This is a genomic window from Streptomyces griseoruber (assembly GCF_001514205.1).
Lineage (GTDB): Bacteria > Actinomycetota > Actinomycetes > Streptomycetales > Streptomycetaceae > Streptomyces > Streptomyces griseoruber.
On sequence record NZ_KQ948779.1, the window covers coordinates 180909 to 202403 of the forward strand.

The 21495-nt window shown below is 72.7% G+C and carries 20 protein-coding genes; 7 read left to right on the plus strand and 13 right to left on the minus strand.

Going from position 1 to position 21495, the window contains the following annotated elements:
* Positions 1-52 precede the first annotated feature (52 nt).
* Positions 53-1645: a serine/threonine-protein kinase gene (locus tag AQJ64_RS34940; RefSeq protein ID WP_055636797.1), complete on the plus strand. Its 1593-nt coding sequence runs from the start codon at positions 53-55 to the stop codon at positions 1643-1645.
* A 4-nt stretch (positions 1646-1649) separates the two neighbouring features.
* Here AQJ64_RS34940 and AQJ64_RS34945 read toward each other — a convergent pair whose 3' ends face one another.
* Positions 1650-2456, minus strand: coding sequence for an SGNH/GDSL hydrolase family protein (locus AQJ64_RS34945; RefSeq protein WP_055636790.1), 807 nt, complete (start codon positions 2454-2456; stop codon positions 1650-1652).
* A 336-nt stretch (positions 2457-2792) separates the two neighbouring features.
* On the opposite strand from AQJ64_RS34945, the gene AQJ64_RS34950 reads away from it, so the two are divergent.
* Both AQJ64_RS34950 and AQJ64_RS34955 read left to right on the plus strand, forming a co-directional pair.
* A complete protein-coding gene (locus AQJ64_RS34950; protein WP_055636798.1) occupies positions 2793-3887 on the plus strand; it encodes a DUF5925 domain-containing protein in 1095 nt (364 codons plus the stop codon).
* 18 nt (positions 3888-3905) lie between these two features.
* The gene (locus tag AQJ64_RS34955) at positions 3906-4682 is read left to right on the plus strand and encodes a DUF72 domain-containing protein (RefSeq protein ID WP_055636791.1); all 777 of its coding nucleotides are present in this window, start codon (positions 3906-3908) and stop codon (positions 4680-4682) included.
* Positions 4683-4690: 8 nt separating this feature from the next.
* On the opposite strand, the gene AQJ64_RS34960 is transcribed toward AQJ64_RS34955, so the two are convergent.
* Complete coding sequence (locus AQJ64_RS34960) at positions 4691-5059, minus strand: GntR family transcriptional regulator (RefSeq protein WP_055636792.1); 369 nt, start codon at positions 5057-5059, stop codon at positions 4691-4693.
* A 71-nt stretch (positions 5060-5130) separates the two neighbouring features.
* Here AQJ64_RS34960 and AQJ64_RS34965 point away from each other — a divergent pair, with 71 nt between their 5' ends.
* Both AQJ64_RS34965 and AQJ64_RS34970 read left to right on the plus strand, forming a co-directional pair.
* On the plus strand, positions 5131-6060 hold the full coding sequence (locus tag AQJ64_RS34965) for a GNAT family N-acetyltransferase (protein ID WP_055636793.1): 930 nt from the start codon (positions 5131-5133) through the stop codon (positions 6058-6060).
* Complete coding sequence (locus tag AQJ64_RS34970) at positions 6041-6577, plus strand: ribonuclease FAU-1 family protein (protein ID WP_055636794.1); 537 nt, start codon at positions 6041-6043, stop codon at positions 6575-6577. The genes AQJ64_RS34965 and AQJ64_RS34970 overlap by 20 nt, the downstream gene beginning before the upstream one ends.
* 64 nt (positions 6578-6641) lie before the next feature.
* On the opposite strand, the gene AQJ64_RS34975 is transcribed toward AQJ64_RS34970, so the two are convergent.
* Positions 6642-7235: a class I SAM-dependent methyltransferase gene (locus AQJ64_RS34975; protein WP_079062126.1), complete on the minus strand. Its 594-nt coding sequence runs from the start codon at positions 7233-7235 to the stop codon at positions 6642-6644.
* Positions 7236-7394: 159 nt separating this feature from the next.
* On the opposite strand from AQJ64_RS34975, the gene AQJ64_RS51855 reads away from it, so the two are divergent.
* A complete protein-coding gene (locus AQJ64_RS51855; RefSeq protein ID WP_099054067.1) occupies positions 7395-7529 on the plus strand; it encodes a hypothetical protein in 135 nt (44 codons plus the stop codon).
* A gap of 18 nt (positions 7530-7547) precedes the next feature.
* Here AQJ64_RS51855 and AQJ64_RS34980 read toward each other — a convergent pair whose 3' ends face one another.
* A complete protein-coding gene (locus tag AQJ64_RS34980) occupies positions 7548-7997 on the minus strand; it encodes a GNAT family N-acetyltransferase (RefSeq protein WP_055636796.1) in 450 nt (149 codons plus the stop codon).
* Between the two features lie 142 nt (positions 7998-8139).
* Here AQJ64_RS34980 and AQJ64_RS49275 point away from each other — a divergent pair, with 142 nt between their 5' ends.
* Positions 8140-8298, plus strand: coding sequence for a hypothetical protein (locus tag AQJ64_RS49275; protein ID WP_159060325.1), 159 nt, complete (start codon positions 8140-8142; stop codon positions 8296-8298).
* Between the two features lie 77 nt (positions 8299-8375).
* On the opposite strand, the gene AQJ64_RS34985 is transcribed toward AQJ64_RS49275, so the two are convergent.
* From AQJ64_RS34985 to AQJ64_RS35025, 9 genes are all read right to left on the minus strand, one after another.
* Positions 8376-9245 (minus strand): esterase/lipase family protein, encoded by an 870-nt coding sequence (locus tag AQJ64_RS34985; protein ID WP_059203291.1) that lies wholly within the window; start codon positions 9243-9245, stop codon positions 8376-8378.
* A 373-nt stretch (positions 9246-9618) separates the two neighbouring features.
* On the minus strand, positions 9619-10599 hold the full coding sequence (locus AQJ64_RS34990; RefSeq protein WP_055634916.1) for a DNA polymerase Y family protein: 981 nt from the start codon (positions 10597-10599) through the stop codon (positions 9619-9621).
* Positions 10596-14096, minus strand: a complete 3501-nt coding sequence (locus AQJ64_RS34995) for a DNA polymerase III subunit alpha (RefSeq protein WP_055634932.1) — start codon at positions 14094-14096, stop codon at positions 10596-10598. Before AQJ64_RS34995 ends, AQJ64_RS34990 begins: the two co-directional genes overlap by 4 nt.
* A 131-nt stretch (positions 14097-14227) precedes the next feature.
* The gene (locus AQJ64_RS35000) at positions 14228-15310 is read right to left on the minus strand and encodes a S1 family peptidase (RefSeq protein WP_099053996.1); all 1083 of its coding nucleotides are present in this window, start codon (positions 15308-15310) and stop codon (positions 14228-14230) included.
* Positions 15311-15506: 196 nt separating this feature from the next.
* Positions 15507-16355 carry a slipin family protein gene (locus AQJ64_RS35005; protein WP_055634918.1) on the minus strand — a complete coding sequence of 283 codons (849 nt, stop codon included), beginning with the start codon at positions 16353-16355 and terminating at the stop codon, positions 15507-15509.
* 121 nt (positions 16356-16476) lie between these two features.
* Positions 16477-17382: a S1 family peptidase gene (locus AQJ64_RS35010; protein ID WP_055634919.1), complete on the minus strand. Its 906-nt coding sequence runs from the start codon at positions 17380-17382 to the stop codon at positions 16477-16479.
* Positions 17383-17609: 227 nt separating this feature from the next.
* Positions 17610-18392, minus strand: coding sequence for a DUF1684 domain-containing protein (locus AQJ64_RS35015; RefSeq protein ID WP_055634920.1), 783 nt, complete (start codon positions 18390-18392; stop codon positions 17610-17612).
* 4 nt (positions 18393-18396) lie between these two features.
* On the minus strand, positions 18397-19296 hold the full coding sequence (locus AQJ64_RS35020) for an LLM class flavin-dependent oxidoreductase (protein WP_055634921.1): 900 nt from the start codon (positions 19294-19296) through the stop codon (positions 18397-18399).
* 111 nt (positions 19297-19407) lie between these two features.
* A complete protein-coding gene (locus AQJ64_RS35025; RefSeq protein WP_055634922.1) occupies positions 19408-21207 on the minus strand; it encodes an FAD/NAD(P)-binding protein in 1800 nt (599 codons plus the stop codon).
* Between the last annotated feature and the right edge of the window lie 288 nt (positions 21208-21495).

The window sequence follows — 21495 nt, forward strand, 5'->3', positions numbered from 1 at the left end:
TGTGGGGTTGCGGAGGATTTCGCCCGGATGCGATGTGCGAATGGGGGACGCCGTGTCCGAAGAACCGGGCAGTGACCGTCTGATCGCGGGCCGCTACCGTCTGCTGACCCCGCTCGGCGAGGGCGGCATGGGGACGGTGTGGCGGGCCCGCGACGAGGTGCTGGGCCGCGAGGTCGCGGTCAAGGAGGTGCGCGCCCCGGCGGGGCTGGCGGCCTCGGACGTCGAGCGGATGTACGCCCGGCTGGAGCGGGAGGCCTGGGCCGCGGCCCGGGTCGCCAACCGGAACGTCGTCACGGTGTACGACGTGGCCCTTCAGGACGGGCGTCCGTGGATCGTCATGGAGATCGTGCGCGGGATCTCGCTCGCCGAACTGCTGGACGCCGAGGGTCCGCTGGATCCGGCGCGCGCGGCGCACATCGGCGCGGAGGTGCTGGCCGCGCTGCGGGCCGCGCACGAGGCCGGGGTGCTGCACCGCGATGTGAAACCGGCCAATGTGCTGATGTCGAACGACGGCCGGGTGGTGCTCACCGACTTCGGCATCGCGACCGTCGAGGGCACTTCCGCGCTGACCATGACCGGTGAGGTCATCGGCTCCCCCGAGTTCCTCGCGCCGGAGCGCGCGCTGGGGCGTACGCCGGGGCCGGAATCGGATCTGTGGTCGCTGGGCGTGCTGCTGTACGCGGCGGTCGAGGGGAACTCGCCGTTCCGCCACGACACCCCGCTGAGCACCCTGCGCGCGATCGTCGACGAGGAGCTGCCGCCGCCGCGGCGGGCCGGTCCCCTGGCGCCGGTGATCGAGGGGCTACTGCGCAAGGACCCGGCGGAGAGGCTGCCGGCCGAGCAGGCCGAGCAGGATCTGCGGCTCGTCGCGGCGGGCGGCAGCCCGCGCCCGGGCACGCTCCGCTCCGCGCCGTACGCGCCCTACGCGCCGACCGTCGCGACGCCGCCGACCCCGGTGGAGCCCTTCCGCCAGGAGGCGCCGCCGCCCGCCCCGTCGTGGGCGGACACCGGTGCCGGCCGGGAGGAACGCGGGCGCAACCGGACGGTGTTCGTCGTCGGGGTGGTGGTGCTGGCGCTGGCGGTCGCCGGGCTGACATACGGACTGCTGAACCGGGGCGACGACGACCAGGGCGGTTCCGGAGCGGCCACCAGCAGCCAGACGCAGGGGCTGAGTTCGACGCCGTCCCCGCAGAAGAGCAGCGAGACGCCGAGCGATTCGCCGAGTCCGAGTCACCGTGCCTCGTCCGCCGCGCCGCAGCAGACCGTCTCGGTCTCCGTCACCGGCGCGAACACGGACTACCGCGGCTCCTGTCCGCCGCCGAACGACTCCGCGCCGGCCTTCACGGCCACGATCACGGTCGGGCGGCTGCCGGCCACGGTGACCTACCGCTGGGTGGCGAAGGACGGCGAGCTGTCCGGCCAGACCTGGAAGACGCTCGAGTTCCCGTCGGGCGGCGGGAAGTCGAAGCAGGACAAGGTGGTGCTGTCGACGTACGCGGAGAACGGGACGTACGAGAACGCGATCCGGGTCGAGGTGAGCGATCCGGTGAAGGCGACCTCCGCGTACGTGCCGTTCTCGGTCACCTGCGAGACGGAGACCCCGACGGGCGGGGCCTCCCCCTCGTCCTCGCCGAGCGGCGAGTGATGCATCAGGCCGCGCTGGTGAGCACCGGCAGGTAGCCACCCGACTGACCGGAGGCGGTCGGGTGGTAGGACTCGCCGATGTTGAGCAGGTTGAGGCTGTGCAGCCAGGAGCTGCCGGAGCAGATCTCGTGGCCGCTGAACGCGGTGCGGACGTCGCCGAAGGTGAAGCCGTGCGCGGCGGCGCGGCGGGCGACGGCGGCGTCGAGGTAGTCGGCCGCGTTGTTGATGGCGGAGCGCTTGGTCTCGGACAGTCCGAGGCAGACCGTGCCGAGCTTGTAGAAGCGGGGGTAGCCGAGGACGACGACCTCGGCGTTGGGCGCCTTGGAGCTGATGGCCGAGTAGACGGTGTCGAGCTTGCCGGGGAGCGTCGAGTCGACGTACGCCCGGGCCGTGTTGATGCGGCTGACGCAGGTGCTGTCGGAGCTGGTGACGCAGGTCGTCATGACGTCGGCGAAGCCGGCGTCGTTGCCGCCGACGCTGATCGAGACGAGGCCGGTGGAGGAGTTCAGCCCGCCGAGCTGACTCGCCAGAACTTCATCCGTTCGGGCGCCCGAGCACGCGGCGAACGTGAACGAGGAGGGTGAGTGGGCGGCGTTCCAGAGGTACGGATACGCCTTGGTGCTGCGCTTGCAGCTGCCGCTGGAGCTGATGTAGCTGCCCGCTCCGACTCCGGAGGAGTAGGAGTCGCCGAGCGCCACATAGCCGCCGCTGGCGGCGAGTTGGGACGCGTGCGCGGCGGTCGCCCCGGTGAGGGCGGCGGCGGTGGCGAGGAGGAGTGAGCTCAGGAATACGACAAGTCGGGAACGTCTCATGGAACCTCCCTTTAGCAGGATCTCTGCCACAACGTTCGTAGCAACAGCGCATGTTGACGGGAAGTGTCCATGCCAAGACTTTTCGGGCGCTCGCCGCGCTTTCCCCGCGCGCCCCCCATGCCTTCATTACGTGCCCATGACAGGTTTGTCGTCAGCCCCTCAACTCCCTTCTCACCGAGCGCACTCCGCAAGGCCGGTCCCCGCGAGCACCCCACCGCCTCCGGGGACCCCGCGCGACGACACGGCGCATTCCCGGACTTCCGGATATCGGCGACACACCCCGCGCACCTCGGAAACCGGGTGCACGGGGCGGCCTCGTGCCGGATCATGGCGGGCATGTCTGCGCACCCACACGAGGCTCTGCCGATCCGGCTCACCGTCGACGACTCCGACTCCCCGTCCGACGTCGTCGACGCGCTGTTCCTCGGCCGCTTCGCGACGGGCGAGCAGCCGTACTCGCACGCGATGAACATCGACCGCGTACGCTCCGGCGCGACACTGCTGCCGCCGCAGGCCCGCGTGCTGCGCGTGGCCCGCGACGACGACCGCAGCGCGACCCTCGCCGAGGGCGACGGCTGGACGCTGCTGGTCTCCCGCTGGAACCGCGGCGCCGACGTCACGGTCACCGCGACCAGCGCCGAACTCGCCTCGAAGGTGCTGGACGAGGCGACGGACGGCGCGGCGGACGAGCCCGAACCCCAGCCGGAGAACGTGACGATGGGCTTCTGGTACGTCTCCCCGCGGCGCGGCCCGCACCGCACCACCCGCCAGATCTCCGCCGGCACCTGGGAGGAGATCCGCCCCAACTACACGGCCCCCGTCGCCGAGGCCATGGACCGGCTGATGGCGACCACCCCGGAGGACATCGCCGGCCGGCTGCTCCTGCTGCACGGCCCGCCCGGCACCGGCAAGACCTCGGCGCTGCGCACGCTGGCCCGGTCCTGGCGGGACTGGTGCCAGGTGGACTGCGTCCTGGACCCCGAGCGGCTCTTCTCCGACGTGGGCTATCTGATGGACATCGCGATCGGCGAGGAGGACGCGGCGGGCAAGGGCCGCTGGCGCCTGCTCCTGCTGGAGGACTGCGACGAACTGATCCGCGGCGAGGCCAAGCACACGGCCGGCCAGGCCCTCTCCCGGCTGCTCAACCTCACCGACGGCCTGCTCGGCCAGGGCCGCAACGTGCTGGTGGGCGTCACCACCAACGAGGACCTGGAACGCCTCCACCCGGCCGTGGTTCGCCCGGGCCGCTGCCTCGCCCGGATCGAGGTCGGCCCGCTGACCCGCCCGGAGGCGGTCGGCTGGCTGGGCACCGAGGAGGGCATCGGCCGCGAGGGGGCGACCCTGGCGGAGCTGTACGCGCTGCGGCGGGGCACGTCCCCGACCGCACTGCCGGAGCCGAGGGGGCGCTCGGACGCGGGGCTTTACCTGTAAGGGTGCTTTGATGGAGGTATGACCCTGTACGTCGGCACGTCCGGCTGGCAGTACAAGGACTGGCGTGAGGTCCTGTACCCGGTCGAGGTGCCCGTGCGGCGGTGGCTCGAGGAGTACGCCGAGCATTTCGCCACCGTCGAGATCAACAACGCCTTCTACCGGCTGCCGTCCCGGGACACCTTCGCGTCCTGGGCCGAGCGCGTCCCGCCGGACTTCGTGGTCGCGGTCAAGGCGAGCCGCTATCTGACCCACATCAAGCGGCTGCGCGACCCGGCGGAGCCGGTGCACCGCCTGATGGACCACGCGGCCGGCCTGGGCGCCCGGCTGGGTCCCGTGCTGCTCCAGCTCCCGCCGACCCTGCGCGCCGATCCCGAGCTGCTGGACACCTGTCTGTCCCGCTTCCCCGCCGGCACCCGGGTGGCGGTCGAGCCGCGCCACCCGTCCTGGTGGATCCCGCCGGTCCGCGAGGTCCTGCGGGCCCGGGGCGCGGCCCTGTGCTGGGCCGACGTGGAGTCCCGCCCGGCCACCCCGCTGTGGCGGACCGCCGAGTGGGGCTATGTCCGCTTCCACGAGGGCCGCGCCAGCCCCTGGCCCCGCTACGGCCAGCACGCCCTGGAGACCTGGATCGACCGCATCGCGACGACCTGGTCCGACCGCGACGACGTGTACGCCTACTTCAACAACGACCCGGGCGGTGCCGCGGTGGGCGACGCGGCCCTGTTCGGCAGAACGGCCCAGCGAGCGGGCCTGCCGGTGACCCGCACCCCGCGGGCACTGGCCACCCGCTCACGGTGACCCGCCCGTCACCCCTGATAGGCCGCCCGCAGGGCGTCCCGTACCGCCGCCGTCGCCTGCTCCTCGCTCAGCCCCAGCCGCACCACCCGCTCGGCATAGGCCTGCCCGGCGAGCGCGGCCTCGCGCTCCGCCGCCGAGCCCGCCGCGGCCACGAAGGTCCCGTTGCGCCCCCGGGTCTCGATCACCCCGTCCGTCTCCAGCGCCCGGTACGCCTTGGCCACGGTGTTCGCCGCCAGCCCCAGCGACTCGGCGAGCCCCCGCACCGTGGGCAGCCGGTACCCCACCGGGAGCGCTCCGGACCGGGCCTGCTCGGCGATCTGTGCCCGCACCTGCTCGTACGGCGCGGCGCTCTCATCGATGTGGATCTTCAAGGTCACGGCCCGATTGTCCCCCACCCAGCCGAAAATGGGAGGCACGAGCACTTGGCCCGCCCGTAGCGTGCGCTCACATGACCGTCATCGTGCGCGATCTGCGCCCCGACGCACCTGCCGAGATCGAGGGCTTCATCCGGGTCCGGCACGCCGCGCTGCCCTATGTGTTCTTCAGCCCGGAGTCCCTGCGTCACGCCATCTCCCTCTCCCACCCCCGCGCCCACGCCCGCAAGCTGGTCGCCGAGGAGGACGGCGAGATCATCGGCACCGCCCAGGTGGGCCTCGCCCACGAGAGCCCGGTGCCCGGCCAGGGCTTCCTCAATGTGTACGTGGACCCGGCGCGCACCGGCCGGGGCGCGGGCGCACTGCTGGTGCGCACCGCCGAGGAGCATCTGGCGGCGCACGGGGCGACGAACCTGTTCGCCTGGGTCGTGGACGAGCCCGGCAACCGGGCCTTCGCCGAGCGCCACGGCTACCGGCCGAGCCGCTCCGCGCACTTCCTGCGGCTGGATCTGGCGCACACCGCGCTGCCGCCGCTCCAGGACCCTCCGCCGGGGATCGAACTGCGCACGGCCGCCGACTTCGCGGACGACCCCCGTCCGCTGTTCGCCCTCGACGCGGCCGTCGCGGCCGACGAACCGGGCGACATCGACGTCGAGTTCACGGACTACGAGGCCTGGGTCGCGGAGACCTGGAGATATCCCCACCTCGACCTGGAGCTGACCTCGGTCGCCGTGGCGGACGGACACCCCGTCGCCTTCAGCGTGGCCCACACCAACGGCGCCGGCCGCTACGGCACGGGCATGACCGGCACCGTCCGTGACCACCGCGGCCGCGGCCTGGCCAAGCTCGTCAAGAACCACTCCCTGCACCGCGCCCGCGCCGCGGGGTACACGGAGGCGTACACCGGCAACGACTCGGACAACGGGCCGATGCTGGCGATCAACCAGTGGTTCGGATACGAGATCCGCGCGACGGAGGTGCGGTATGTCCGCGCAGTCGGCTGACCCGGCCCGCCCGGTGGAGGTCGTCCTGGTCAAGGGCGGCCGCACGAAGATCCGTTACGCGGCGGAGCTGCTGTCGGACGACGGCACGCGCATCGCCGTACGCGCCCCCTGGGCCGGTGACGGTGTGCGGGACTTCGGCTTCGTACGGTTCGAGGCGGGTGATGTCTTCACCGAGTACTACTGGCGGGACCGGTGGTACGCGGTGAAGGAGGTGCGGGCCGCGTCGGGTGCCCTGAAGGGCTGGTACTGCGATGTCACCCGCCCCGCCGTGTTCTCCGGGGAGGAGCGGGGCGAGCTGGTCGTGGAGGATCTCGACCTGGACCTGTGGCGCTCCGCCGACGGCACGGACGTACGGCGGCTGGACGAGGACGAGTTCGCGCAGAGCGGCCTGGCCCGGACCGACCCCGAGGCGGCGGCGGCCGCCGTGGCCGCCCTCGACGAACTGGAGGCGCTGGCCCGCGAGGGCGGCTTCTTCGCGACGCTGAGGGACCGAGGGACTGAGGGACTGAGGGACTGAGAGGACGGGGGCCGGAGGTCGGGGGCGGGGCGCCGAGGGACGCCGGCCCCTCGGCGGACGGTCGTCAGACCGTCGCCACCACCGCGTACCGCTCGTCCTCCACCGGTCCGCCCCACAGGCGCGGGTCGTCCGAGAGCCGCTCCAGGCGGGTGTGCGCGGCGAGCGGGGCGAGGAGGGTGGTGAGGCGGTCCGCCGGTATGCCGACCGGGGCGACCGTCCCCCAGACGCCCTCCACCAGGACGAGGCGCCCTTGGGGCCGCAGCAGGCTCCGCCAGTGCCGCAGGACACGGGCCGGGTCGGGCAGGGCCCACAGCACATGCCGGACGAGCACGGTGTCGAAGCGCTGTTCGCCGACCGGGGGCGCCGCCGCGTCACCGAGGAGAAACACCGCGTCACGCCCGGCGAGTTTGGCGCGGGCCCGCTCGATCATCGGCGCGGACAGATCGACCCCGGTGACCCGGTGTCCCTGTTCGGCGGCGAGGAGCGAGAGGCTCCCGGTGCCGCAGCCGAGGTCGAGGACGTCACAGGCGCGCTCCGGGAGCCAGCCGAGCAGCCGGTCCGCCCAGGCGGCCCGGACCCCGGGGTCGCGCAGTCCGTGATCCGGTTCCTCGTCGAAGCTCGCCGCCTCCGCGTCCCAGTCGACACGCGCCGAAGTCATTTCGTCACCTTCCATCCGGTGTGCCCCAGAGTGACACCCACCACTGACACTCGAATCGTGACACCCGCCACTGACAGAGCGAGGTTCGATGAGGAACCCTCCCGGAAAGGGTCTACCTCCGTGGGATCACGGAAACAGGTAGCTCTGAAGGAGGCAGCCATGCGCCGCACCACCCTGCAGAAGCCCCTGAGGAAGACGGACTCCCGCCGGATCCGGGACGAGGCGGACGAGCGCCCCGCCGGGCGCCCCGAGGTGCGAAAGGACATCGCGCGCACCTGGTGGCCGGACGGGTGAGACAGCCCCGCGGCCCGGTCAGCCGAGCCGCTTGCGGTAGTGGAGACGGTCGTAACCGCCGTCGACGCGCCGTCCCACCAGCTCGTAGCCGTACTTCGGGTAGATCTTCTGGTTCTCCCACATCAGCGCGTTCGTGTAGAGCCTGACCTCGGGCAGGCCGAGCGCCCGCGCGCGGGCGTCCACGAAGTGCAGCAGCCGCCGCCCGACGCCCCTGCCGTGGGCGTCGGGGCGGACGGCGATGCTGTCGAGGAACAGATGGTCGGGGAACGCCTCGACGACCACCAGGCCCACGACGGGGTCCCCGGTCACGAACACCTTCCCCGCGGCCACCTCCGCCGCGTGGTCCGCCCGCATGGGCAGCGGTACGACGCCGATGCGCTCGATGTAGGGCGTGTACGCCGCGTCGGTGACCGCCTTCACGGCCGTCACGTCGGCCGCCGTGGCGGGCCGGATCTCCTCGCTCGTCATACGGCACACGGTAGCTACCTGAGCTGCGGCTCAGCGCTCCCTTAAGGCAGCCCTAAAGATCGCTCCAGGCCTCGCTCAGCAGGCGTTTTCTACGGTTTCTTGGTTCCGGCACCCATCGACACCGGTTCCGAGGAGTTCCTTCATGCCCGCACGCCGTGTGACGGCCCCACACCAGGACCCGGTGGCGAGGGCCACCGACCCCACGGCCGGCTCCTCGACGGAACCCCCCACGGGCTCGTCGTCCGCGGCCCCGGCGGCCCCCGTGGCCGCGGACGACGACACCGGCCGGGGCGGCCGCTGAGCCGACCCGGCCGATCGAAGACTCCGGGGCCTGACCGGCGGCTCAGGCCGGACAGGCCCCGGCGGGGGACCTCCTGGTCAGCTCAGCGCGGACGCGCAGGTGGTGGGGGTGGCGCGGGCCGGGTCGAGTGCGTTGGCCACCTCGTGGAAGGCGATCCGGTCGAACAGGCCGATCGCCACGTGCTCGGAGAGGTCGAGCGGGCACAGGTCCTGCAGCAGGACGTTGTTCACGTCCGATCCGCTGAGGTACTGGCTGCGCCAGGGGGTCGCCACCTCGTCGTACTTGGTGGCGACGACCGTGTAGTGGACCCCGGGGACGGTGTCGCCGCCGGCGTTGAGCTTGGTGAGGAAGGCCGAGCCGGGGATCTGGTCGGCGAGGCCGGGGGTGGCGGCGGAGACGAGGTCCTCGGCGCCCGGGAAGTAGGGCAGCAGGTTGGTGAGGCCGCTGAGGGTGGCGCCGTGGTTGTCGGGGGCGAGGCCGACGAGGGCGTTCACCTTGGCCGCTCCGCCGAGGAACTTCAGGTAGTAGCGGGGCATCATGCCGCCCTGGGAGTGGCCGACGAGGTCGGCCTTGGCGGCGCCGGTCGCGGAGAGCACCTTGTCGACGAAGGCGGAGAGCTGTTCGGCCGACTTGTCGATGGGGCCGAGGCCGTGGAAGAACGGGACGCCCGGCAGTTGGCCGTAGTCGAGGGAGTAGACGCAGTAGCCCCGGTCCTCGAGGTAGGGGGCGAGAGACAGCCAGTTGTCGATCGAGTTCCCGAGGGTGCCGTGGACCAGGACGACGGGGCGGGGGTGGGCGGCGGAGGGCTTGCAGCTGTAGTCGTTCCAGCCGCTCGACGAGGTCGTGGCGGCGGAGGAGGCGTGGGCGGCGGAGGCGGGGGCCGTGGCGGCCGCGGCTGCCAGCAGTAGTGCGGTGAGGGGTCTGAGCAGGCGCTTCCAGGGCAGCATCGGGTGATCTCCTTGCGGCTCAAGGGAGGTGCGATGGCCTTACGCCCTGTGATCCGGATCACCAGGATGCTGTTCACTCATCAAGTTACGAACGAGTAGCTGAAGTGTGAAGTTACGCGTCAGTAAAAACTTCCAGTGACAGGAAGCGGCGGCCGGGGCCACCGACAACCCGTCACCAGGCGCGCCTGATGGGGCCGTAGGGGGCGATGCGCCGCAACTGATCACCCAGCAACCGCACTTCACCCTCCCCAGAGCCCGAGTCCGGCATCCGCTCCAGGCGGGCCGGACCGGTCAGCTCCGAGCGATCCGCCAGGTCGGCCGCCTCCACGTCATCCGGGCACCCTGTGCCACCTCATGCGCCGGCCCCGGAGATTCACGCCGCCAGCGCCCCCGGGATCACCGCCCCCGGCCCGAACCTGGCCCGCACCCGGTCGGCGACCTCCTCGACCCGGCGGACCTTCTCGTCGAGGGGGTCGAAGGTGAGCTGGTAGGAGGCCTGGTCGGCGGGGCCGAGGGCCTCCGCGCGCAGGACCACCGCCCGGACCCGGGCGCGCTGCAGCCCGAGCGCCTCGTACAGGGAGTACGCCGTCCTCGTCAGGGCCGCCGAGTGCGCGGTCGGCTCGCCCAGGGTGCGGCTGCGGGTGGTGGAGGAGCGGTCGGCGTAACGCACGGTGAGCGTCAGGGTGCGGCAGACCTTCTCCAGGGCACGCAGCCGGGCGCCCAGCTCCCCGGCGGCGGACAGCAGGGCCCGGCGATGCCGGTCGGGGTCCAACTCGTCGCGGTCGAAGGGGCGTTCGGCGGCCAGCGAACGAGAGACGGCGTTCGGGACGACCCGGCCCCGGTCGATCCCGCTCGCCTTCTCCCGCAGCTCGCGGCCCGCCTTCGCGCCGACCAGACGCTGAAGGGTGGACAGGGGCGCGGCGGCGACCCGGCCGAGGGTGTCGAGGCCGTACTCGCCCAGGGTGCGGGCAGTGGCCGTACCGACGCCGGGCAGCGCGGCGACCGGCTTCCCGGCGAGGAACTCCCGCACCTGGTCCGCGCCTTCCGGGACCGTACGGGTCAGCCCCGGCCGGGCGTCCCGCAGCGCCATCCGGGCCAGCATCGGGCCGGGACCGGCTCCGATGACGCAGTCGACGCCGTACAACGCGAGGGCGCGGACCCGGATCACCGAGGCCAGTTCCACCGCGCTGCGCCCGAAGTACCGTTCGGCGCCCCGCAGATCGGCCAGCGCCCCGTCCGGCGGCAGCGCCTCGACGACCGGCGTGAACTCCTCGAGCAGCCCGAGCAGCCCCGGCAGGGCCGCCTCGGCCTCGTGCCGCACAGGCGGCTGGAAACGTACGCAGAGGATGGTCATCCCGCACTCCCCGGACTCTGGTGCCACAACTTCCGTACTGTCGAAGGCCCTTGAGAGGCCTCTTGTCCCGCGGGCCGCAGATCGGCCCACGGATGGAGTTCGTATCCGGTGGGCAGATGGATTCGCCTGCCCCCCGTCGAATCGCCGGACCCGGCCGACTCCTCCGCCTCCTCCGACTCCTCCGCCTCTCCCGCCCCCGCCCCCGGCTCCGCGAGCCGGGCCGCGACCTCGTCCAGTCCGCCCTCGGCGCGCAGTTCGACCAGTTCGGCGAGGTTCCAGGCGGCGGAGCCCACCACGCTCAGGCTGCGCGGTCCGCGCCGCTGCACCACTCCGCGCACCAGCAGCAGCCAGGAGTGGAAGACGGTGTGCGCGCAGGCGTCGTGGGAGTCGTCGAAGAAGGCGAGGTCGACCAGGCCCGTGCCGTCGTCCAGGGTGGTGAAGATGACCCGCTTCCCGGACCGGATCGGCGGCGTCTGGGTGGCCGCCTTGGCGCCCGCGACCAGCACGGTCTCCCCGTGCCGTGCCTCCCGCAGCCGCCGCGCCGGGACCACGCCCAGCTCGTCGAGGAAGGCCCGGTGGTCGTCCATCAGATGGCGTGAGGCGTCCATGGACAGCACACCCAGCTCGGCGCTGAGCCGCTCGGTGGAGGACAGGTCCGGCAGCCCGGCGGAGGCCGTCTTCCGCCCGCCCGCCAAGGGGAGTTGACCGCCGCCCGCGCCCCGGGCCCCCCGGTGCAGTTCGGTCAGGTGCAGTTGCAGATCACGCCGGTTGGCGCCGAACTCGTCCAACGCGCCGACCTGTGCCAGCCGCCCGGCGAGCGGGCGGCTCGGGCGGGCCCGTTCCCAGAAGTCGAGGAGGGAGGCGTACGGCTGTCCCTCCGCGATCCGTGCCGCCTCGGCCTCGCTGATGCCGTGCACGTCGGAGAGGGCCAGCCGCAGCCCCCAGCGCCCGCGCGAACCAGGTGATTCAGACACCAGTTCGATACGATGGGTGACCCCCGACCGGTTCACGTCCAACGGCAGGACCGGCACCCCGCGCCGCCGCGCGTCCGCCAGCAGCAGCCGCTTCGGATACATCCCGGGGTCGTGGGTGAGCAGCCCGGCGTAGAAGGCGGCCGGGTGGTGCGCCTTCAACCACGCCGACTGGTACGTCGGGACGGCGAAGGCGACCGCGTGCGCCTTGCAGAAGCCGTACGAACCGAAGGCCTCGACGATCTCCCAGGTCCGCCGAATCGTTTCCGCGTCATAGCCGTTCGCCGTCGCGTGCTGGGCGAACCACACCTTGATCCGCCCCTGCGACTCCGGGTCGGACAGCCCACGCCGCACCCGGTCCGCCTCGCCGCGCCCGCAGCGGGTCATGATCGCGACGATGTCGATGATCTGCTCGTGGAAGACGACGACCCCGTACGTCCCCTTCAGCGGCTCCTCCAGATCGGGGTGCGGGTAACGGACCGGCGCCCGTCCGTGCCGCGCCTCGATGAACGGCCGCACCATGTCGGCGGCGACCGGCCCGGGACGGAAGAGGGAGATGTCGACGACCAGGTCGTGGAAGGTGGCCGGCTGGAGCCGCCCCACCAGGTCGCGCTGGCCCGGCGACTCGATCTGGAAGCAGCCCAGCGTCTCGGCCGAGCGGATGAGCCGGTACGTCGACGGATCCCCCGGCGCCACCGCGTCCAGGTCGATCCGCTCCCCCGTCGCCCGCTCCACCTCGGCCACCGCGTGCGCCATCGCCGACTGCATCCGCACCCCCAGCACGTCCAGTTTGAGCAGCCCGAGGTCCTCCACGTCGTCCTTGTCGAACTGGGCCATGGGGAACCCCTCGCCACTGGTCGGCACGACCGGCGTACGGGAGAGCAGGGAGGCGTCGGAGAGGAGCACCCCGCACGGGTGCATGGCGATGCCGCGCGGCAGGGCGTCGAGCGCCTCGACCAGCTCCCAGAGCCTGCCGTACCGCTCCCCCTCCCGCTGGAACTCCTGTGCCAGCGCCTTGAGTTCGGGCAGTTCCGCCAGGGCGGCCCGGGCGTCGCGGGCCCGGATGTGCGGGAAGGACTTGGCGATCCGGTCGATGTCGGCGGGGTCCATGGACAGCGCGGCGCCGACGTCCCGGACGGCGTGCCGGACCCGGTAGGTCTCCGGCATCGCGACCGTCGCGACCCGTTCGGCACCGAACCGGCCGATGATCGCCCGGTAGACCTCGAGCCGGCGCGCGGACTCCACGTCGATGTCGATGTCGGGCAGCACGACCCGTTCCTTCGACAGGAACCGCTCCATCAGCAGCCCGTGCTCGACCGGGTCGGCGTGCGCGATGCCGAGGAGGTGGTTGACGAGGGAGCCCGCGCCGGAGCCGCGCGCCGCGACCCGGACGCCCATGTGCCGTACGTCGTCGACGACCTGGGCGACGGTGAGGAAGTACGAGGCGAAGCCGTGGTGGGCGATGATGTCCAGCTCGTGGTGCATCCGTTCCCAGTAGGCGCGCCGGCCGGCGTAGCCGTACCGCACCATGCCCGCCGCCGCCCGGGAGGCCAGCGCCCGCTGGGCGGTGCGGCGGCCCGCGCCGACGAGGTGCGGTTCGGGGAAGTGGACGGTGCCCATGCCGAGGTCGTCCTCGGGGTCCACCAGGCACGCGGCGGCCGTGGCCCGGGTCTGTTCGAGGAGCCGGTGGGCGGTGTCCCGCCGGAAGCCCGCGGCCTCCACGATCCGCCCGGCCGCCGCGGCCATGGCGTCCGCGCCCTTCAGCCAGGCCTCGCCCGAGTCGAGTTCCTTGGCCGGGTCGACGGGGACGAGCCGGCGGGCGGCGTCCAGGATGTCGGCGACCGGGCCCTGGCCGGCATCGGCGTAGCGGACGGCGTTGCTGAGGACCGGGCGGATCCGCTGTTCGGCGGCGAAGCCGACGGTGCGGGCGGCCAGCCGCAGGGAGCCGGGTCCGGTGCCCTCGCGGCCGTGCCAGACGGCCTCCAGACGCAGGGCGTCGCCGTACACCTCGCGCCAGGGGGCGAGGAGCTTCGCGGCGCGGTCCGGGCGTCCGGCGGCCAGGGCGCGGCCGACGTCGGAGGCGGGGCCGAGCAGGACGGTCAGGCCGTCGCCGTGGTTGCCGGTCCAGGGCAGCACCGGGACGTCCCCGTCGGTGTGGGCGGCGGTGACGATCCGGCACAGATCGGCCCAGCCCCGGGCGCCGTCGCGGGCGAGGAAGGTGACGCGGGGGGTCGACTCGTCGATGAAGGCACCGCCGCGTACGGGGGTGCGGCGCCTTTCCCGTCGTACGTCACTGTCCTGCCGTACGGGCCCGGTGACCGCCAGGTCCACGCCGAACAGCGGGCGCACGCCCGCCTTCGCGCAGGCCTTGGCGAAGCGGACCGTGCCGGCCAGGGTGTCGCGGTCGGTGAGGGCGAGGGCGTCCATGCCCCGTTCGGCGGCGCGCTCGGCCAGGCGCTCCGGGTGCGAGGCCCCGTGGCGCAGGGAGAACCCGGAGACGGTGTGCAGATGCGTGAAGCCTGGCACACGCACCTCCCACGATCACGATTCGAACATCAGTTCCCTAATCCCTCACCCCCACCATAGACCAAATTCCGAACATCTGTACGACTACCATCCGGACGTCTCCCACCTGCGCAAACGCGGGAACCGGGCCGTCAGCCGAGCCGTGTACCCGTCGCCGCCAGCGCCTCCGTCACCGGCTGGAAGAACGTCTCCCCGCCCGAGGCGCAGTCGCCGCTGCCGCCGGAGGTCAGACCGACCGCGTCGCCGCCCGAGAAGAGGGGGCCGCCGCTGTCGCCGGGCTCGGCGCAGACGTCGGTCTGGATGAGACCGTCGACGATGTCGCCGTTGCCGTAGTTCACGGTCGCGTCCAGACCGGTGACCGTGCCGGAGTGGACCTGTGTGGTGGAGCCGCTGCGGGTGACCCGCATGCCCACGGTGGCCTCGACGGCGCCGGTGATCGGCTGGGCCGAGCCGTCGTAGAGGTCGACCTCGCCGGGATGGGCGACGTCGGCGGTGTACTTGACCAGGCCGTAGTCGTCGCCGGGGAAGCTGGAGGCCGCGTTGGTGCCGATCACGGTGCCGGAGGAGTCCGACCAGGTGGAGACGGCCTCGGTGCAGTGCCCGGCGGTCAGGAAGTACGGCTCGCCGCCCTTGACCACGTTGAAGCCGAGCGAGCAGCGGCCGCCACCGCCGGTGATCGCGTCGCCACCGGCCACGAAGGGCTTGAACTCCCCCTTGGTGCGCTGGAGTTCCGCTGCGTCCCCGAGCCCGTCGACCACCTCGGCGAGCTTCGCCCAGGCGGCGCCGGAGACGGTGCGGTCGGCGGTGACGACGACCTTGTTGGTGCGCGGGTCGGTCACCCAGGCGGTGCCGGGGACGGCCGCGTCCGCCGTGAGGGCCGTACGGGCGCCGGCCAGTTCGGCGAGGGAGTTCTCGACGATTCTCGCCCGGGCGCCGGCCGCCTCGACGGTCTTCGCGGCGGCCGCGTCGAGCACGTTCACCACGAGGCTGCGGCTCCTCGCGTCGTAGTAGGTGCCCGCCGCGTCGGTGCCGAGGTCCTCGCCGAGGGCCGAGGCGAGCTTTCCGGCCGCGAAGGCCGAGAGAGGGACCGGCCGTGGACTCCGCGCCGGTTCGCCGGCGTGCGCGGTCTGGAAGGTGACTCCCGCCGCGACGAGCGCGGCGACACCCGCGCCCGCCATGACCGTCCGCCGTCGGGGTATGCGTCGGTGCTGCAACTCGCGTCCTCCTGTGGGGGATCGGCCCGGACGGCTGTGGGGGCCGTACGGGCCGAAGAGTGGCCGGTTGACGGCAGGCCACTCTTCCGAAGGACACAGGGAGCACACAAGGTTGACTCCGGGACGCGCACAGGGTGAGCACTTCACGCCCTCCGCGCCTTCACCACCCCGTTCGCACTGCAAACGCCCCGCGGCGCTACTCCTGACCGGTTGTCTGCTCCGGTGCCGGTGCGGGCGCGGGCGCGGGCGCGGGCGCGGGCTCAGGTGCGGGCGCCGCGGGCAGTGGCTGCTGTGCCCTCTCCAGGAACCTCAGCAGTTCCACCGGGAACGGCAGCACCAGCGTGGAGTTCTTCTCGGCGGCGACCGCCACCACCGTCTGGAGCAGCCGCAGCTGGAGCGCGGCGGGCTGCTCGGACATCTCGCGGGCCGCCTCCGCGAGCTTCTTGGAGGCCTGGAGCTCGGCGTCGGCGTTGATGACCCTCGCCCGCCGCTCCCGGTCGGCCTCGGCCTGCCGGGCCATGGACCGCTTCATCGTCTCGGGCAGGGAGACGTCCTTGATCTCGACCCGGTCGATGGTGACGCCCCACTCCACGGCCGGGCTGTCGATCATCAACTCCAGCCCCTGGTTGAGCTTTTCGCGGTCGGAGAGCAGATCGTCCAGCTCGCTCTTGCCGATGATGGACCTCAGCGAGGTCTGCGCCATCTGCGAGACGGCGAACCGGTAGTCCTCCACCCGGACCACCGCCTCGGCCGGCGAGGTCACCCTGAAGTACACGACGGCGTCGACCCGGACCGTCACGTTGTCCCGGGTGATGCCCTCCTGACCCGGCACCGGCATCGTGACGATCTGCATGTTGACCTTCCGGAGCCGGTCGACGCCCGGCACGATCAGGGTCAGCCCGGGTCCGCGCACCGCGGGCCGGAGTTTCCCGAGCCGGAAGACCACACCCCGCTCGTACTGCTTGACGACCCGCGCCGCCGCCGCCACATACACCACTCCGGCGGACACGAGCCCGGCTCCCGCCGCCACCAGCTCCTCGACCATGCCGGCCCCCAGGGGTCCGAAGCGCTTCCCGTCCTACGACGGTAACTCCGCCCCCGCCCAAGAGGGAGCCCCCGCACGGCGGTTCACGTGCGGGGGCCGGACACACAACTGCCGGGAAGGACTAGAAGACGCTGACGCCGTACGCGCTCAGGGCCTCGGCCACCGGCTGGAAGAAGGTCGTACCGCCGGAGGTGCAGTTGCCGCTGCCGCCGGAGGTCAGACCGTAGGCGATGCCGCTGGTGGAGTACAGCGGGCCACCGGAGTCGCCGCCCTCGGCGCAGACGTTGGTCTGGATCATGCCGTAGACGATGTCGCCGCTGCCGTAGTTCACGGTGGCGTTCAGCGCGGTGACCCGGCCGCTGTGGATGCCGGTGGTCGAGCCGTCACGGTAGACCGTGGTGCCGACGCTGGGCGTGCCCGAGCTGGTGATGTCCGTGTTGCCCGCGGTGCCGGACTTGGTGACCGAGCTGTTGGTGTAGCGGACCAGCGCGTAGTCGTTGGTCGGGAAGCTGTAGCTGACGTTCGTGCCCAGCGTGGTCGTCTGACCGGAGTTGGAGTACCAGGTCGAGGCGACCTCGCCGCAGTGGCCGGCGGTGAGGAAGTAGTAGGTGCTGCCGCTGACCACGTTGAAGCCGAGCGAGCAGCGGTAGCCGCCGCCGTAGATGGCGTCGCCGCCCGCGATGAGCTTGTTGAACTTGCCGGGGGTGTGCTTGATCGTGAGGGCGCCGGCGTTGCTGCCCGCGGCCTCCTTGATCTTCGCGATCTCGGCGTCGGAGACGGTGCTGTCGACGGTGACGAGAAGGCGGTTGGTCTTGCTGTCCACGGCCCAGGCGGTGCCCGGGACGTCCGCCTGGAGCACGGAGGTGCCCGCGCTCTTCAGCTGGGCGGAGCTGAAGGTGGCGGTGTCCGCCGCGCTCGCGTGGGGGATCGCGACGGCGGCCGCGGCCACGAGTCCGGTGGTGACGGCGATCAGCCGGCTCCGTCTCGAGATGCCACGGGTGGTGGGGGTGGTGCGCTTGATCCTCACGTTTCGTTCCCTCCCAGGGGAAGTCGGGGGCCCGTCGTGTGGGGTCGGGGCCCGTGAGGCGCAGCCAGGATCAGACGTTCGCCCGGATTCCGGACACGCCGTGACCCTGACAAGCGCTGAGGGGGAGTATTCGGCCGAACGGCCGGTCGGCGCAAGGGCGCCTTTCGGCCGTCAGACCTTGAACGAACTGCGTGAGTTGAGCCCTCTTGGAGGCCTCTTGCCCCAGCTCAGACCAGGTTGCGCTCCCCTGCCTCGATCTCCACGTCGAGAGTGTTCCCCGGTGGCGGGAAGGGGCAGATGAAAGCGTCGGCGAATGCACACGGAGGCAGTACGGCACGGTTGAAGTCCACGGTCGTGCGCCCCTCGTCGTCGGGGGCATCCGGATGGAGGAACCGGAACCGATGGCTGCTCACCCCACTGGTGGAGTCGGCGAACACCGCCCACAGCGAGCCGTCGCCCTGCACGCTCACCTGGAGCGTGTGCTCCCGCCCGTCGAGGACGAACGTCAGTTCCCCGCCGAGCCCGAGGCCGCGTTCGCGTCCGTCGGCGTTCGGGACCCGGACGGTCCGGTTCTCGCCGTACGGCGTGAAGCGCCCCGGCACCGACCAGCGCGCCTCGTACGGGGTGGCCTCGACACCCCGGAACAGGCGCCGGGCCTCGGCCGCGGGGTCGAAGTCGCGCACCCCCCAGACCCCCTCCCGCACCAGCACGACCAGCCGCCGCTCCCCGTGCGCGACACGGGCCGCGTCCACCGCTCCCGGGTCCGCGCCGAGCCGTGCCGTTCCGCCGAACGGCCGTCCGTCCAGGGTCAGCCCGTCGGTCCCGGCCGCCGTGAGCACCACCCCGTCCCCTTCCGCCACCCACTCCCCGGGGGTGTCCGGAAGTCGACCGTCCGGAAAGTCCTCCAGCCAGAAGGTTCCGGTGAGCGCGAGCGGGCCGTAGGGCGCCGCGAGCGTCTCCAGCCGGTGTTCGTGCCAGCGCTTCCAGAGGTCCGGCGCGTCCGTCGTCATGTGGTCAGCCTTTCGGTACCGGGTCGGACGACCCGAGGAGTGAGGGTCGGCCCGCGTACTGGTGGGCGGGCCGGGCCAGGTCGAGGTGCTCGCGCAGGGTGCCGCCCGGGTAGAAGGTGCGGAACAGACCGCGGTGCTGGAGCAGCGCGACCGTTCCGTTGACCAGGCGTTCCAGATCGCGGTGGGGTTCGACGGGGACGAGGTGGAAGCCGTCGACGGCGGCGTCCCGGTGCCAGGAGGCGATCAGCTCGGCGAGGTCGACGGGGCCACCGCGGTAGAGCGGGCCCCGGCCGGTCTGCCGGGGGCCGCCCCCGCCGTGGCCCGGCTCGGCCGCGTGCTCGCCGTCCCCGAGGTCGACGAGCAGACTCACCAGCACCCGCAGGGAGTCCGGGTCCCGGCCGGCCGCGGCGGCCTCCGCGCGCAGATGTCCACGGACGGCACGGGCCTCGGTGGAACCCGCCACCCGGACCAGGGCCACATCGCCGTACCGGGCGGCGGCGGGCCGCACGGCCGCCTCGGTGGCGTCGACGACCCGCACGGGGTGCCCCTGCGCCGGTGGGGACACGAACAGGTTCCCCGACGCGACCCCGCCCGGGGACACGTCGATCCGCCGGCCGACCCGGCCGGGCGCGGCCGCCTCGGCGCCGGTCCCGCCAACGGTCCCGGCATCGGCATCGGTCCCGGTCGGCGGCTCGGTGAGCGGGGGCACCAGTCCGATGTGACGGGTGGCATCCGCCATCCGGCCGAGCACGGCCGACGCGTCGAGCCCGGACCCGCCGCGGGTGTCGTCCAGCGTCACGAAGTCGAGCCCGCCGCGCTCGGCGAGCCGCGCCAGCTCGACGTAGGGACCGGCCCCGTCCGCCCCGGGCAGGCCGAGGGCGGCGGCCAGATGCAGCAGTCCCATGGCTCACCGCGCCTTCGACGGCAGCGGCCGCGGCCCGAAGCCCCGGTGCACGGACCTGATGTCGGCCATGACGGTCATCGCGAGAATTCCTTTGCTGGGCCGGGGGTTGGCTTAGGCGGCGGCGTCGGCGCCGAGGTCCCGCAGGAACACCAGGGCCGCGCGCGCGGTGGCGTCGTTCTGCCGGAACGCGGGACCGCCCGTGCGGGGGCGGGTGAACGCGCCGGGGGTGCGTCCGTCGGTGTGCGGGCCGAGCGCGAAGCGCCGTGGGTGCGGCCGCCCGGCCCGGTCCAGGACCCGTCCGTCGGCGCGGTCCACCCGCAGCAGCCCGTCGGCCGTCTCCCCGGCGCCCTCGGCGTGCAGTTCGCGCAGCAGCGGGTCGAGGGCGCGCCGCAGGGTCGGCTCGGGCAGCCGGGCCTCCACCAGGGCCCGTGCCTCCACCGAGAACCCCGGCACGGTCGGGCTGGACGCCCGGAACACCCCGTCCTCGGCGTGTACGGCCATGTCGGCGCCGACGAACCGGAGCACTCCGGCCCGGGACAGCGCGAGCAGCTGCCGCAGCCGGGGTCCGGGCGGCCCGGAGGCGAGGTAGCTGAAGAACCCGTGCCACCAGGACCCGATGTCCCCGAGCCGCACGAGCTGCCCATAGACGGACAGCAGCCCGAGGAACACGGACAGGTCGGGGCTGTGCGCGGGATCGTGACTGCGGCTCAGGTCGTCCTCGACATACCGCCGCAGGCCGTCCTGGAACTCCTCGTGCGAGGCGTACCGCAGCCCGTCCAGCGGCCGGTCGAGGGCGGCGAGGTCGAGCCGGTCGGCCGGGTCGGGCACGGCGGAGGCGACGAGGGTCTCCCGCTCGGCCTCCCCGGAGGCGGCCGCGTACTTCTCCTCGAAGTCCGTCCAGGCGATCGCGGTCCGCTCGGGGTGGGCGGCGAACAGCCGGTGGTAGTGGGCGAAGCCCAGCTCCTTCTCCACCAGCGGCCACACGTCCCGCCGGAAGTCGAACCCCCCGGGCCGGGCCAGGAGTTCGTCGGTCTCGGCGGGTCCGAGGAACCGGGGCAGCGGAGGCCGCTCGCCCGTCCAGTCGTAGCCGATCTTCGAGTGGTACGGCACTCCCCGCCGCGACCCGACGTACAGCACCGGTTCCCGCCCCGAGGGCACATAGGCGTCCCCCTCGTAGCGTCCGCCGCGCCCCTCGGTGAGCAGCACCATCAGATCGACGAAGGCGAGCCCGAAGCCGCGCACGAGGACGGGTTCGCCGGGCCGGAGCGCGGACAGATCGCTGTCGGCGGTGAAGTCGGGCGGCAGGTGGACGAGCCCGTGCTCGCGGGCGTACGCGGCCAGCTCCCGCTGGTCACCGTCGAGTTCGGCGTCGAGGTGACCGAGGGCGAGGACGACGAGGTCGGCGTGGAGCGGCCGGGACCGTCCCTCCAGCCACACCTGCTGACGCCCCTCGCGCGGACCGCTCACCCGCAGCGCGCGCCGGGGGTGGTGGTGGACGGTGATCTCCTCCGGCAGGGCGGCGACGGCCTGTTCGTGCACCCAGCTCAGATAGGCGCCCTGGAGCTGCCGGTCGGCGAAGAGCCGCCCGTCGACACCGGCCCACTCGTGCAGGGTGGGCCCCGGCCGCACCGGACCGTCCATCGACACGGTCTCGTCGGTGAACATGGTGACGTCCTCGGCGTGCGAGTTCATCCACAGCAGCGGTGACTGCGCGGCCCGCCAGATCCGGCCGGCGCCCGGCGGATGCGGGTCCACGAGATGGATGTCGAGGCCCGGACCGGCGTACAGCTCGGGCGCGTTGGCGGCGATGCGTTCGATCAGACCGGTCCCCCGCGGCCCGGCCCCGACGATGACGAGCGACTGTCTCGTGTCCGGGGCGGCGGGGGTGCGGGCAAGGGTGTGGGAAGACATGCGAAGGCTCCGTGACGCAATCGGTCGAACACGGTGGGTGCCTTCACACGGGAGGAACGACGGCCGAGCCCCTCAGCAGGGCCGTACAGCGAGAGTACGGCGGTGTTTCCCCTCACTGTCAAGGCTGTCCGAACTGTGAGCCGTACGTCTCAAGTCGGTTGACGCCCAACCGGAGACCTGTTCCACTTGGCCCATGCATCCGCAGCAGTGGCTGGTCACACGCTCCCACATCGACTTCGGTCGAGTGTGGTCCTCTTCCTGTTGAGCTGACCCCCTGCGCGCCCCGGC

Bases quoted from the DNA above. Each gene is read 5' to 3' on its own strand.
- AQJ64_RS34955 (WP_055636791.1), top strand. From the start codon at position 3,906: ATGACCCTGTACGTCGGCACGTCCGGCTGGCAGTACAAGGACTGGCGT.
- AQJ64_RS34980 (WP_055636796.1), bottom strand. From the start codon at position 7,997: ATGACGAGCGAGGAGATCCGGCCCGCCACGGCGGCCGACGTGACGGCC.
- AQJ64_RS49275 (WP_159060325.1), top strand. From the start codon at position 8,140: ATGCCCGCACGCCGTGTGACGGCCCCACACCAGGACCCGGTGGCGAGG.
- AQJ64_RS35005 (WP_055634918.1), bottom strand. From the start codon at position 16,355: ATGGTCGAGGAGCTGGTGGCGGCGGGAGCCGGGCTCGTGTCCGCCGGA.
- AQJ64_RS34975 (WP_079062126.1), bottom strand. From the start codon at position 7,235: ATGACTTCGGCGCGTGTCGACTGGGACGCGGAGGCGGCGAGCTTCGAC.
- AQJ64_RS34985 (WP_059203291.1), bottom strand. From the start codon at position 9,245: ATGCTGCCCTGGAAGCGCCTGCTCAGACCCCTCACCGCACTACTGCTG.
- AQJ64_RS34965 (WP_055636793.1), top strand. From the start codon at position 5,131: ATGACCGTCATCGTGCGCGATCTGCGCCCCGACGCACCTGCCGAGATC.
- AQJ64_RS35020 (WP_055634921.1), bottom strand. From the start codon at position 19,296: ATGGGACTGCTGCATCTGGCCGCCGCCCTCGGCCTGCCCGGGGCGGAC.
- AQJ64_RS34970 (WP_055636794.1), top strand. From the start codon at position 6,041: ATGTCCGCGCAGTCGGCTGACCCGGCCCGCCCGGTGGAGGTCGTCCTG.
- AQJ64_RS34945 (WP_055636790.1), bottom strand. From the start codon at position 2,456: ATGAGACGTTCCCGACTTGTCGTATTCCTGAGCTCACTCCTCCTCGCC.
- AQJ64_RS34950 (WP_055636798.1), top strand. From the start codon at position 2,793: ATGTCTGCGCACCCACACGAGGCTCTGCCGATCCGGCTCACCGTCGAC.
- AQJ64_RS34990 (WP_055634916.1), bottom strand. From the start codon at position 10,599: ATGACCATCCTCTGCGTACGTTTCCAGCCGCCTGTGCGGCACGAGGCC.
- AQJ64_RS35015 (WP_055634920.1), bottom strand. From the start codon at position 18,392: ATGACGACGGACGCGCCGGACCTCTGGAAGCGCTGGCACGAACACCGG.
- AQJ64_RS35025 (WP_055634922.1), bottom strand. From the start codon at position 21,207: ATGTCTTCCCACACCCTTGCCCGCACCCCCGCCGCCCCGGACACGAGA.
- AQJ64_RS51855 (WP_099054067.1), top strand. From the start codon at position 7,395: ATGCGCCGCACCACCCTGCAGAAGCCCCTGAGGAAGACGGACTCCCGC.